Source organism: uncultured Kordia sp. (assembly GCF_947496985.1).
Classification (GTDB): domain Bacteria; phylum Bacteroidota; class Bacteroidia; order Flavobacteriales; family Flavobacteriaceae; genus Kordia.
In genome coordinates, this window is sequence record NZ_CANMEZ010000004.1 from 262,734 (window position 1) to 276,450 (window position 13,717).

Annotated in this window: 9 protein-coding genes; 8 read left to right on the top strand and 1 reads right to left on the bottom strand. The window is 31.5% G+C overall.

The window, feature by feature from the left end:
- Positions 1 to 3 precede the first annotated feature (3 nt).
- On the bottom strand, positions 4 to 1,686 hold the full coding sequence (locus Q0828_RS12440) for a sensor histidine kinase (protein ID WP_298421141.1): 1,683 nt from the start codon (positions 1,684 to 1,686) through the stop codon (positions 4 to 6).
- A gap of 186 nt (positions 1,687 to 1,872) precedes the next feature.
- Between Q0828_RS12440 and Q0828_RS12445 the strand changes: the two genes are divergently transcribed.
- The 8 genes from Q0828_RS12445 (at position 1,873) to Q0828_RS12480 (ending at position 13,561) form a co-directional block, all read left to right on the top strand.
- Positions 1,873 to 3,705 (top strand): beta-lactamase family protein, encoded by a 1,833-nt coding sequence (locus Q0828_RS12445; RefSeq protein WP_298421144.1) that lies wholly within the window; start codon positions 1,873 to 1,875, stop codon positions 3,703 to 3,705.
- Positions 3,706 to 3,729: 24 nt separating this feature from the next.
- Entirely contained in the window at positions 3,730 to 4,935 is a 1,206-nt protein-coding gene (locus Q0828_RS12450) for a serine hydrolase (RefSeq protein ID WP_298421147.1), read from the top strand.
- Positions 4,936 to 4,978: 43 nt separating this feature from the next.
- The gene (locus tag Q0828_RS12455) at positions 4,979 to 5,869 is read left to right on the top strand and encodes a hypothetical protein (protein WP_298421150.1); all 891 of its coding nucleotides are present in this window, start codon (positions 4,979 to 4,981) and stop codon (positions 5,867 to 5,869) included.
- Positions 5,870 to 6,000: 131 nt separating this feature from the next.
- Positions 6,001 to 6,402: a MarR family winged helix-turn-helix transcriptional regulator gene (locus Q0828_RS12460; RefSeq protein WP_298421153.1), complete on the top strand. Its 402-nt coding sequence runs from the start codon at positions 6,001 to 6,003 to the stop codon at positions 6,400 to 6,402.
- Between the two features lie 47 nt (positions 6,403 to 6,449).
- Positions 6,450 to 8,777 carry an MMPL family transporter gene (locus Q0828_RS12465; RefSeq protein WP_298421156.1) on the top strand — a complete coding sequence of 776 codons (2,328 nt, stop codon included), beginning with the start codon at positions 6,450 to 6,452 and terminating at the stop codon, positions 8,775 to 8,777.
- A gap of 2 nt (positions 8,778 to 8,779) precedes the next feature.
- Positions 8,780 to 9,583, top strand: a complete 804-nt coding sequence (locus tag Q0828_RS12470) for an outer membrane lipoprotein-sorting protein (RefSeq protein ID WP_298421161.1) — start codon at positions 8,780 to 8,782, stop codon at positions 9,581 to 9,583.
- Positions 9,543 to 10,901 (top strand): DUF1302 family protein, encoded by a 1,359-nt coding sequence (locus Q0828_RS12475; RefSeq protein ID WP_298421164.1) that lies wholly within the window; start codon positions 9,543 to 9,545, stop codon positions 10,899 to 10,901. Before Q0828_RS12470 ends, Q0828_RS12475 begins: the two co-directional genes overlap by 41 nt.
- Before the next feature lie 239 nt (positions 10,902 to 11,140).
- On the top strand, positions 11,141 to 13,561 hold the full coding sequence (locus tag Q0828_RS12480) for a hypothetical protein (RefSeq protein ID WP_298421167.1): 2,421 nt from the start codon (positions 11,141 to 11,143) through the stop codon (positions 13,559 to 13,561).
- Positions 13,562 to 13,717: the final 156 nt, after the last annotated feature.

Consider the following 13,717-nt stretch of genomic DNA (forward strand, 5'->3'; position numbering starts at 1 on the left):
TTCTCAAAAATATATTTTTATAGTGTTTTTCCAACCATAAGCTACAGGTTCAGAAGTAAAATTCCATTGTTCCTGATAACTCTCTGTGAGTCTAGCCTTTATGTATTTTATACCTGTACCATCTTCTTTGTTAAGAATGGCTTGGTTTGCACGATTTGCAAAAGTTAAAAACGTATAGCATTTATAATCAGTATTCAATTCAAAAATAAGTTTAAATTGAATACTATTATCTTGTAAAGGTAAACTATGAGTAATACCGTTTTCCAAAAGTGTATGAAAAATACCAGGAGGTATTTTTTGCTCAGTATCAATCCCTTCTTCTTGCCAAGAATAATTAATTTCTTTTCGATATTCCATAATTTCAAGATGAGTACGGCAAAGTTCAATCTCTTGATTAATAGGAATCAATGTTTTGTTTTCTATTTGGTTTAAAAGATCAAATTCTTTGGCTAAGGCTTCTATAAACAGCACACCTTTCTTGGGAGATTCCTCTATCCAATCGATCAATGAGGTTAATGTATTCATTAAAAAATGTGGTTGAATGTTCTTTTTTAGTAATTCTAAACGTAAACGCGTAGATTGAATCAGAGAAGTTTCATAAGCCAATCGTTGTTCTTTAATCCTCATTGAAAGTAAATAAAACATTCCCAAAAGAATAAAACAGAAACCTGCAAAGAGACTCTTATTAAGCGGAGTTACAAAACCTATCAATACCGATAATAAAAGTGTTAATAGTACAAGACGAGCTCCTTTCATTCGTTTAAAAACTCCAAATACTACAATTATAAATGAAAAAATCCACATGCCATACACCATATTATTGGCTTTCAATTCAAAAACATGTCTTGAGAAGAAAAAGTACAATAACACAGCTACAAAGAGAGTCAACAGTAGTTTTCGTTTCGGAAACGGAAATTGCATGGAAAAATAAAACGGAATCGCAAAAGAAATACTAAGCATCAAAGTGCCAATAACCCTTAATCGTATCACATGCAAACTGTAATGAATGGAAATATATACTTTACTAAACTCTACCAATATCAATGCGAAAAATAAAAAACAGCTAATACTAAAAATTAAGGTTGCATATTCCTTTTTATTACTCAGAAACAGAAATAGAAAATAGAAAAAGGCAATCAAAAAAGCGCCTGCAAAAAGATGCATGTAGGAAGATTCAATAAGTCGATCCGTTTGTAAATCATTATAATCATCAATGTTCAGTTCTTCTATTGTTGTATGATCAGGAAAATAATAAAGACTCGATCGTAATGCTAATACATGTTCTCCAACTTTCGTTAAATGTTTAGGAATGCTAAAAGTAGCCCACATTTTACCTTCAGGCTGAAGTAACGCTTCTTGTCCAGGATTTCCGTTTTTTCCGATCAAAATTCCATCCCAAAAAACTTCATATTCTCCATAAACTTGTAGCATCAAACCATAAGGATGTAATGTTTTGGAAGTTTTTAAAATGTCTATTTTAGTTCTAGACCAAAAAACTTGACCATCAGGAACTAATCTTACTCTTTTTTCCCAATCCTGATCATTCAAATCTTTTGCAGCCCATTCTTGTTGATCTCCTAACTGAAATACGGTCTTATGTTCTTCAAAGACAGGTTCTTTTGAACAAGAAGTCAAAAGTAACATTGTAGCAATTAAAGGAAAACAAAGCGAAGATTTCAAGTTCATTTGATGAAAATTATTGACGCAATATACTCATTATAATCATCCTCTTAGAGTCGTTCATACACACATAGAGCAGTTGACATAATTTTGATTCCATAAATGAGATAAAAAAACATCCTTTGTATAGATAATTACAAAAAAGTGATATAAATCATATAGAAATAAGCTCAATATACAAAAGGAAGTGACATGAAAAACAGTATCTCAATTCTTTTAATTCTAATTCTTTTTCAATCCTGTACGGAAAAGTCAAATACTACTATTACAATAGATCCTATTAAAAAAGTAGAAACTGGTCTTACAACTCCCGTACACATAAAAGGTGATTCAACATGGTCTATAGAAGAGCGTATGAAGCATTATGGCATTCCGGGTGTTAGTATTGCTGTCATACATGATGGTAAAGTTGCTTGGGCAAAAGGATATGGTGTTATAGATAAGGAAAGTAAAATCCCAGTAACAACTGAAACACTTTTCCAAGCAGCGGCAACTAGTATGCCAGTAACAGCATATGGAGCATTACGTCTTGTAGAAGAAAATAATATAGACTTAGATGAAAATATTAACAAGTATTTCAAATCTTGGAAAGTACCAGAAAATGAATTTACTAAAGAAAAGAAAGTCACCGTAAAAAATCTTTTAAATCATTCTGCAGGAATATACCCTCGTGGAACAGGACGATATTATATAGATGAAAAAATTCCAACACTTGTAGAGATTTTAAACGGAACTTACCCAGCTAAAAATGATCCAGTTACCATAAATAAAGAACCTGGAGAAAGTGTTCGTTTTGCATATACTAGTTATGTGCCTGTTCAGCAATTGATGTTGGATATTGCAAAGGAAACATCATTTCCAGAGATTATGAATGAACTCGTATTACAACCTTTAGAAATGAACAATAGCACGTTCAATCAATTTCTAACAAAAGCACAATTAGAAAAAGCAGCTACAGGATATTTAAAAAACGGATCTAAGGTAAAAGGAGGAAGAAGTATATATCCTTCAATGGCAACAAATGGTTTATGGACAACTGCAGAAGATTATGCAAAATTTATCACAAACAGATATCAAACTTTACAAGGTAAACGTACCGAAGGATTATCAAAAGAACTCACAAAATTAATGGGAACACCTTATGGAGTGAGTAATTCTGATTGGTCATTTACACTCGGATTAGGGTTTCAACTTTTAAATAGAAACGATGAAATATACTTAAGGCATCATGGATGGAATAGAGGTTTTTATGCTGAGATTGTAGCTCATAGAGACAATGGTTATGGTGTGGTTGTATTCACTAATTCCACTTTTCCAGCGTTCAACGCAGAAGTAATGCGTGCAGTTGCCCTAACGTATGATTGGGAGAATTATGTTACGAAACATGAAAAACTAATAATTGAACAGTCTCTAATCAATAAAGTTACAGGTAGATATATGTCTAATGGTAGAATTGTAGAAGTTTCTCAAAAAGGCAATCAACTTTTTTATAAAGATATCCTAGATATAGAAACAGAAGAGCTAGTCAAGGTGTCAGATAGTGATTTTGTTAAAAGAAGCTCTACTCAATTGATACAATTCAAACCAAACCCTGAAAATACAACACTCAATTTACTTTTTAAAAATAGCAGAACTGGAGTAATAACTTCAACTTTTACTAAAGTGAATACTTATAAAAAGGAACCTATAGAATTCCTACTTGAAGGTGATTTTGACAAAGCACTCAATGCGTATAGAATCAAAAAAGAACAAGACTCAACATACTTGGCAATAACTGAAGATTATTTAAATGATATAGGCTATGATTTTTTCCATGCGGATAGAATGGAATTAGCACTAAATACGTTCAAAGTGAATATGATCTTGTATCCAGATGGTTTCAGAGTGTATGATAGTTATGCGGAAGCTTGCGAGAAAGCTGGGGAAATTGATTTAGCAATTAAAAATTATGCTAAATCCCTTGAATTAAATCCTAAAAATAATCGTACTAGCCATAAACTAAAGGAACTACAAATGCGTAAATAAAACAATCTTAAAAGAGAGAATTAAATGAAAATTACAAAAAACATAGCAGGGTTCGTATTTTTTACACTTCAGATTCTAACAAATAGTAGCTTCGCTCAACAAAATGATAGTCAAGCACCAGAAGCTACTAAAGCTGAAGCTAAGCTCGCATTCAGAGATATTCCTGAACTCAAAGATGCCTTTGTTGATGCAACTCCAATTGATAAAAAAGATGGAATCTTTGTAGGTGAATTAGATATTGATGGAGACAATAAAACAATGATTCTAAAACTGGCACAAGAGATTGCGGAACATAAACATGGGAATTTTGACAGCTTTTTGATTGTTCACAAGGGCAAACTCGTTTTTGAATCCTATTATTCCAAAGGTCGTATCAACTTACCACATCCGCAAGCGTCCGCAACTAAAGTATATACGAGTATGGCAATCGGTCGTGCAATTCAGTTGGGCTATTTAGCAATGGACGATCTAGACAAACCAATTGCTAGTTTTCTTAAAGATTTAGATCCTACAAAATTTGTAGAAGGAGCAGATAAAATAACGCTAAACCAAGCATTAACAATGCGTTCTGGTATTCGAATTAGTAAAGAAAAGAGAACTAAATTTGAGAAAAATCCAAGCGAGTTAAAAGGACAGAAGGAAGTTCAAGTTTATTTTGAGCAGAGTGCGCCTATCACATCAGATTTACCAAGTTTTAAATATCAAAACGATCCTATGTTGGTCATGCAAGTTTTGGATGCTGTTGTTCCTAGTTCGGCTAAAGAGTTTATTAAAAAAGAACTTCTTAACAAATTAGGCATCACAAATTATAACTGGGGAACAGATATTAGTGGTTTGCCAAGATCAGGAAATCGCACTAGTTTAACGTCACGTGATATGGTCAAATGGGGAATTTTAGCTAAAAATAAAGGCAAATGGAATGGAGAACAATTAATTCCAGAAACCTTTATTAACAAAGCAATTCATAGAATTGTCCGCCACAGCGATGATGAAAATTTTAAAGACGAAGGTAATATATCTAATATTGGTTATGGTTATTTTTGGTGGCAGGCAGATATGAAGGTTGGTACTAAAAATTATTTTTGTACTTCAGCACAAGGTGGTAGCGGTCAAACGATCATTTTAATTGATGAACTAGATCTAATCATAGTGACTACTGTTCATCGATTAGAAATTAGTGTTCTTCAACTAGTTGCAGAGCGTGTTTTACCAGCTTTTATAAAGCTTTAGTATCATTATTTCTATAATAAAAACCATCAGAAAACTTCTAACAATGAAAAATGCGCATCTTATTTTCATACTTATATTTCTATTACTAAATGCTTGTGATACTAAAAAACAACATTCAAGTGATCATAATTCGTCAACTGTAGAAAATTTATATCTAGGACAAAAACCACCAGGTCTAATACCTAAACCTTTTGCTCCAGGTATTGTTACCACTGATGGTTGGGAAGTCAGTGGCGTTTTTACACCTGATTTAAAAGAATTCTATTTTATTAGGAATAATGCGGAAACGAAAAAGCGAGAACTTGCAATGTTTCAATATAAAAATAATCAATGGGAAGAATCTATTGTATCACCCAGAACAGGAACTCCTTTTATTGCTCCAGATGGTAAAACAATGCATTTGGGCAGACAATATAAAGAACGTACAGAAACTGGCGATTGGTCTGAGTTGAAAAAACTAGATGCATCGTTCCAACAAATACAAATTATGCGACTTACGACTTCTTCCAACGGAATGTATGTGTTTGATGAAATTGGAATGCCAAACGGAGATGGTATTATTAGGTATTCAAGAATACTAAATGGGAAACGTGAAGTGCCACAAGATTTTGATAAACAGATTAATACAGGACGCATGAACGCACATCCTTTCATTGCTCCAGATGAATCTTATTTAATTTGGGATGGCGAAAGAGAGAGCGGATATGGAGATTCTGACATTTACATAAGTTTTAAAAAACACGATGGTTCGTGGGGAAAAGCTATCAATATGGGAGATAAAATAAATACGACTGGTTGGGAAGCAGTCGCTTACGTAACGCCAGATGGTAAATATCTTTTCTTTAATAGAAATATGAATCCAGATAACTACGACAATGTTGATATCTTTTGGGTAGATGCGAATATAATTGAAATGCTTAAACCTAAAGAATGACTATTTAAAATATTGATATACAGTATTTAATAAATTTTTTCAACGAAAAATGTAGGACATAAGCCAATAAAATTAAACATGAAAAACACAATTCATGTTGCATATACAACAATTATTTTTATATTTGCACCATGAAGTATGAGTTACAAGATTGTATAGGTTCTAGATTAAGGCAATTATCACGTATAGTTGATAATGTGTTTAGAAGCTATATTTCTGATTTTGATATTACAGAAAATCAAATGACCATTTTGTTTGCTATAAGTGAGTTAGGCAATGTTGAACAAGGTACCATTGGGCAAGTATTATCACTAGAAAGGTCTACAGTAAGTAGAAATATTAAAATGTTGGCGAATAAAGGATATATTAATAGAAGTTCTGACTATAGACCAACGGTATCGCTTTCCAAAGAAGGAATTATACTAGTTGAAAAATTAGTTCCAGTTTGGGAAAAAATAATGAACGAATTAACTCTTAAACTTGGGGATTCAGGAATAGAGAATTTAAAAAAATTAGAAGGAAAATTAAAATAATATTTTTTTAACTACAATGTTGTATATACAACATAATATTTTATAATATGAAACAAAATAGAGTAGAAGCATTTTTCAAAAATGTAACCAGCAATTATAAAGTCATCTTAATACTATGTGGAGTCTTATTTGTAGGCTCAGTACTTTTTATTCCAAAGCTTACTAAAGATACACGTTATGATGCTTTTCTTCCTGCAAAAGATTCAGTACTTATTAAACGAGATTTACTAAAGGAAACTTTCGGACTTAAAGATCCTATGGTTATAGGAGTTGTAAATGAAAAAGGAATTTTCAATAAAAATTCATTAAAAATTGTTCATGATATAAGTGAAAAGTTAACATCTGTTCCTGGGATCGATCCAGATCAAATTACAAGTCTAGCAACAGAAAACAATATTGTAGGTACTGATTCAGGAATTGAAGTTGAACCATTTTACGAATTGGAAGAGTTGACCGAGGCGAAAGCTATAGAAGTATTTAAAAGCATTGATGACTTTGAGTTATATCAAGGAAGTCTAGTTTCTAATGATAAAACAACAACCTTGATTGTCGCAGAAATGTTGGATAGTTATGATATGAAACAACATGAAGTCTATAATAGTCTTTATGAGATGATTTCAAGTTTACATGAAAAAGATCATAAATTCTATTTGGCAGGAGAAGGAGCTGTAAGTGGTTATTTAATTAAATATATTGATGAAGATGCTATGCGGACAAATCCATTCGCTGGTTTGGTTATTGCCTTGATACTAATTTTTGCATATCGAACTATAAGAGGTGTTGTACTTCCAAATTTAATGGTTTTGGCTTCTGTAGGTATAGCACTAGGGTTAATGGCTGCTTTTGGAGTTGATTTTTTTGTCATCACAAACGGTTTGCCAGTAGTTCTTATTGCAATAGCTGTAGCTGACGGTATTCACATACTTGGTGAATATTATGAATTAGCAGTAAAGCATCCAACTCATACTCAAAAAGAATTGGTCGTTGAAACAATGGTAAAAATGTGGCGACCTATAGCAATCACTTCATTTACAACAATTTCTGGTTTCTTATCGATTGCATTGTCTTCTTATATGCCGCCAATGATTTATTTTGGAATATTTGGTGCATTGGGCGTTTTAGTAGCATTGCTCTATGCTTTATTTATGATTCCTTCCGCAATGATGCTTTTAAAACCTCAAAAAAGCCGTGTTTTTAAGTCAATAGATAAAGTAGATAAGTTTAGCAATTTAATGTTACAACTAGGAAAATTAGTTATAAAACGACCAAAAACAATTCTTATTACTGGACTATTTATTATCATATTAGGTGTTACTGGAGCTTTAAAACTATTAGTAAATGAAGATCGTGTTAAAAACTTTCAAAATGATGAGCCTATAGTTCTTGCCGATAAATTAATTAATGATAAAACTGATGGAACTTCATATTTAGATGTACTTATTGAAACACCAAAGAATGAAGATTTATTTAAAATAGAAAACCTTCACAAAATAGAAGCCCTTCAAAGTTATATAGAATCGATTCCTTATGTAAAAGGAAGTACATCAATTGTTGATTTTATTAAAAAAATGAATCAATCAATGCACGAAAACCAAGAAGAGTTTTATAAAATTCCTGATAATAATCAATTAGTTGCTCAATACTTTTTATTATACTCAGCAAGCGGCGATCCAACGGATTTTGACAATTATGTAGACTACGATTATAAATTAGCTAATGTTAGATTTCGAATGAATTCTGGAGAATATATCAATGAAAAAGAAGTCATTAAAGACGCACAAAAATATATAAGCTCACATTTTAACTCTTCTGAAATAAAAGCTACATTAAGTGGTAAAGTAGCCATAGATGCGCATTGGATAGGTAAACTTGGTGTAAATCACTTCATAGGTGCAATAATAGCACTATTGGTCGTATTATTTGTATCTGCAATTAGTTTCAAATCTATAACTGCCGGTATTTTAACGGTTATTCCTGTTACCATTTCAGTATTATTTATATACACAGTTATGGGAGTTATGAATATTTGGTTAGCTGTAGGAACGTCTATGTTTGCCGCCATTGCTATCGGAGTTGGAGTAGATTTTGCCGTTCATACCATAGATAGGCTCAAATACTTTTTAAATGAAAAAAACTTACCACTAAAAGAAGCTTATTCAGAATTCTATAAATCATCAGGAAGAGCATTGCTATTCAACTTTTTAGCTTTAGCACTTGGATTTAGTGTTCTAATGACCAGTTCCGTTCCTCCATTAAATCAGTTTGGTTTTTTAGTTGCCATTGCAGTAATCGTAAGTTTTTTAGGAAGTATGACACTTTTACCAGCAATTATTCTACTTACCAAACCCAAATTTTTCATAAATAAAAAACAATAATCATGAAAACAATCATATCAGTTTTAGTATTCATTTTGACGATCAATTCATCCTCCATTTTTGCACAACAAACACTTATGGATGGACAACTTATTGCAAAAAAAACCCATGAACGTAATGAAGGAATTTCATTAAAACGAAACCTCATCATGGAATTAAAAGATAAAAGAGGAAAAATACGTACTAGAAAGACAACAGCATTGCGAAAATATTTTGGGAAAGAAAAAAGACTTGCTATTTTTTATGAAACACCATCAAGTGTAAAAGGCACAGCATTTCTAACGTTCGATTACCCAGAAGCTTCAAAAGATGATGATCAATGGCTTTATCTTCCAGCATTGCGAAAAACAAGACGTATATCTGCTGCCAATAGAGGTGATTATTTTTTAGGAACAGATCTTACATATGAAGACATTAAGCTCGAAACTAAAATAAGTAAAGAAGATTACAACTACACAACAATTGGCATAGAAAAGATTGACAATCACGATTGCTATATTATTGAAGCCATACCAAAAAATGACGCTACAAAAAAAGAGTTAGGCTATAGTAAAGTGAAATTTTGGGTTGATTCTAAATTATGGATGATGCGTAAATCAGAATCATGGGATGTAGCTGGAAATTTCCTTAAAACTGTAAAGATTTCAGATATTAAAAAGGTTCAAAATATATGGACAATCAGCCATATTTTGGTCATAAATCACAAAACCAAGCATGAAACGATTTTCAAATTTGAAAACAACGATTACCAAACGGAATTAAGTGATGATTATTTTACAGAAGAAGCATTGGTCAATGGGTTATAAAATCAAAATTATTTCAAGACACAATATGATCAGCCTACTTATAGTGTTTACATCCGGGTTATTATTTGCGCAAAACAAAACTAAATTAGAAGGAACTCTAGTTGTCGTTTCAGAAGCATCGTATGAGTTTAAGAACGAAACAATTCAAAAAACAGAATTAATTTTAAAGCCTGAATTCGTTTTAAAATTAAAAAATCGTTCAAAATTTGTGCTAAAAGGGCAAGTATACTTCGAGTTTCAAGACAATTTAGAAAAAGGAAAACCAACGGAGCAAATGGTATCTGATATTAGTAAAAGGCTTTTCTTGGGAAACCGTACAAACCTTGAAATAAGAGAGTTATATTACTACGCCAATTTTAAAAAATTAAAACTTACCGTAGGAAAACAGCAAATCGTTTGGGGAGAAACCGATGGTTTAAAACTATTAGATGTTGTAAATCCTCAAAATTTTAGAGAGTTTATATTAGATGATTTTGAAGATAGTAGAATACCACTTTGGTCATTAAAAGCTGATTTCAAAATAAACGATTATAGTGTTCAATTGGTATGGATACCAGACAATACGTATCATATCACTCAAGATTTTAGCGCGCCATTCTTTACACAAAGCATTTTCAAAAATCCTCCAGAAGGAATAGCAATACAGCTAAATCAAACAAATATTCCAAATGCATTTTTTAAAGATTCTGATATCGGTTTTAAAATATCAGGATTTAAGAAAGGTTGGGATTTCTCTCTGAATTACCTTTACTATTATGATGATTTACCTGTGTTTTACAATAATTTTAATAATCAGACTACAACTATAGAAATTTTTCCAACTTATAAACGGCAGCATTTAATAGGAGGAACTTTCAATAAAGTATTTGGCTCCACAACTTTTAGAGGAGAACTTGTATATATTTTTAATCAAAACTTCACATCAAATAACAATATAAATCAAGGAATTGAACAAAGTAATTTCTATAAATCGGCTTTTGGGTTAGATTATATAAAAGGTGAATATATGGTGAGTGTTCAACTGTTTAATGAATGGATAACAAAAATTATTTCAGCGTACAATCGTGACGTATTTGAAACAAACGGTTCGTTATTAATTTCAAAAGAATTGATGAACGATAACGTAAAGGCTGAGATTCTTTGGGTGCATAGTTTTAATCATGCCGATGGCTATATAACCCCACAATTAAGCTATTGGCTTACAACAAATACACAATTACTCTTAAACTCTCATGTTTTCTATGGTGAAAAAAATCAGTTGTTTGGACAATTTAGGAATAGGAGTAGAGTTTCCTTTGGTTTTAAATGGAGTCTATAATCACAAAGGCAAGTTTATAGAAAAACAACAGACCAATCAAGAAAGCAAAATAGAAGAATTTTAGAATTATGAATTAAATATTATTCCCAATAAACCTTTTCCTTCTATCAAAAACCATATATGTAACTATAATAAATAAAAATTTAAAAATATATAGGAGAAAACCCCTTTAGAAAAGGGGAAAACCATGCTTCTTGCTGATTATCAATACTATAAATTTGATGAAAAGATAAAAAATCATGGTAAAAACAGTTGTAAGAATATCAGGTGAAGATAAGTTTCCACAAGGATTCTTAAATAAATCTTATAAAAAGATAATTCGTCTCATAAGCAAAATTAAAAGCTCCAATTTTCAACGGTTTCTAGCTGTAAAATTAGGACTCTTTTTTCTAATCAATAGTATATCTGCACAAGGTTCTTTTGAACAGATAGCTATTAAAAATAATGGTGTAAGTAATGATTGGATGTTGAGATCACAAGATAAGATATCTCAAGTTGGAAAATTCAATTTTGTTGGTAGAAGTGAATTTATTATTCAAGGTCAGTCAGGTTTAGGAATTATAGCATTAGATACAAATAATGAATTTTCGACGATAGTACAAGCTGAAAATGGCGCAACAATAAGAGGTTTTTCTAGACGACCAAGTTGGACTATAAGTACAAATGACAACGTACTCGGTGTTGGAAATTTTCATGCAAATTCCAAACATGATATTTTACTACAAAATGATTCAGGATTAGGAATTTTGGCTTTAAACAATAATAATAATTTATTAACCACACATACTATTGCTAATAATGAATATTTTGAAGGTTGGCGTTACAAAAAAACAGATCAAATTTTAGGGATTGGTAATTTTAACAATGATAATAAAAGTGATTTTATAATTAAAAGTAACAGCCATTTAGGCATTATAAGTGTTAACAACAATGGAGCTTTTACAGCAATTACAAGTGGTGTTAGAAATTCTTATTTGGGTAATTCGTTCTGGAAATTCAAACCAACAGATGAAATTTTAGGAGTTGGAGATTTCAATGAGGATAATCGTAGTGATTTTATTATAAAAAGTGATACCAATCTATCTATTTTAAGTTTAGATGAAGAGAATAAGTTCACGCGTGTTGCTATAGGAACTAGAGATCTATACTTAGGAGATTCTTCTTGGCGATATAAAGTAACAGATGAAATTTTAGGAGTTGGAGACTTTGACGGTGATGAGCGTAGTGATTTCATCATCAAAAGTGAAACGCATCTTTCGATACTTAGTGTTAATGATTCAGGAAATTTTACCAGAGTTACAATTGGACAAGCAGGACATTATTTAGGGGATTCTTTTTGGCGATTCAAAACAACGGATAAAATTTTAGGAATTGGCGATTTTAATGGTGATGAGCAAAGTGATTTCATAATCCAAAGTAGTACGCATATTGGAATCATAAGCGTAAATGAAGCTGGGAATTTTTTTAGTATCGCAATCATGGGAAGAAATACAGCATTTAGTAATGCAACCAGTTTTGTAGAATTGAATTATTATAAAGTAACTGGAGACTTTAATGTTGATGGGCACAGTGACTTTATTGTAAAAGATAATAATTCAATAAGAGTTTTTACATATAAAAATGATGTAAATAGATTTCTTAATGTTGATGATTGTATCGAATGTACAACTACTCAAAAAGATAGGCTCATAACCGTAATGGGTGAAATGTTAGGTATTGATGGAGGTGATCCAATGGGTGATTTTATTAGTACAGCAGCAGCTTTGAAACCTGTATTATGGGGAAGAAATTGGTATCCAATAAGAGGAACCAGAGAAATATTATGCGGAACACTTGAAAGCTACGGTGTTACAAAAGGTGTATTTGATAACATTAGAGGAGCTAGCGAATATGATTGGAATTTAAATATAAACCCAAACCCTAGATTTGAAAGATTAATAGACGAAGTAAGGCCATTTAGAGAACGATCTGACAATGAATGGAAAACATGCAATGGAGCACCTTGCATGGAAGCTGAAGTTACACCACCAACAACTTTGAATGATTTTCATTATTTTATGACTGAAGAAAATAGAACTTTTTTGATAGTAGGAGAACAACAAATCTGTGTCTATGGACCTTGGGTTAGAGAAGAAGTACATGGCAATAGACCAGAAATACATCCTTCGGAATTACTTTGGTGGGAAAATGCGAATGGATCTAAAGTAATGGTGATTGTAAAAGATGCTTCTAATCGATTTGGTGAATCTAATAATTTTAGAGACAAACCTAACACATTTATACCTTGGGCAAATGGTCCAATGGTTAAACAATTTGAAATAGCCTTTTCAGTCGAAGTAGGTGCCGAAACCGAAAAATATACTCTAGATGTAGGTAGACAACATCTTGCAAATACATATAAAAATGAAAGTATATCACAAGATATATTTGCAGGAAGACGTTATGGACTTCAAAAAAATGGACAAACTCCAATTGTTGTTATTGAAAGCCCAGAAGCTGACAGATATTTAGGTGTCACCTTTGATTCTGTATGCTATAATGCTGAAACAAATCGTTTGCAAGGATATATACTAGTTAAAGCTCAAATAGGAAATAGAGATGCATTAGGTGCATTTTTAGAAATAAAATTGATAAAAGAAAATACTATTGTCAGAAGGTAATGTTTATATGGAAGTTATTAATTTTCATTAAAAAGGATTGGTCTGAAGTTATCATTCAAAAATAGTATACGATGATGTTTTTGAGGCTTTTATTTTATGCAATTAGATATTTAAATATTAATTATATTTTAAAATAAATAAGAATTAATATACAAA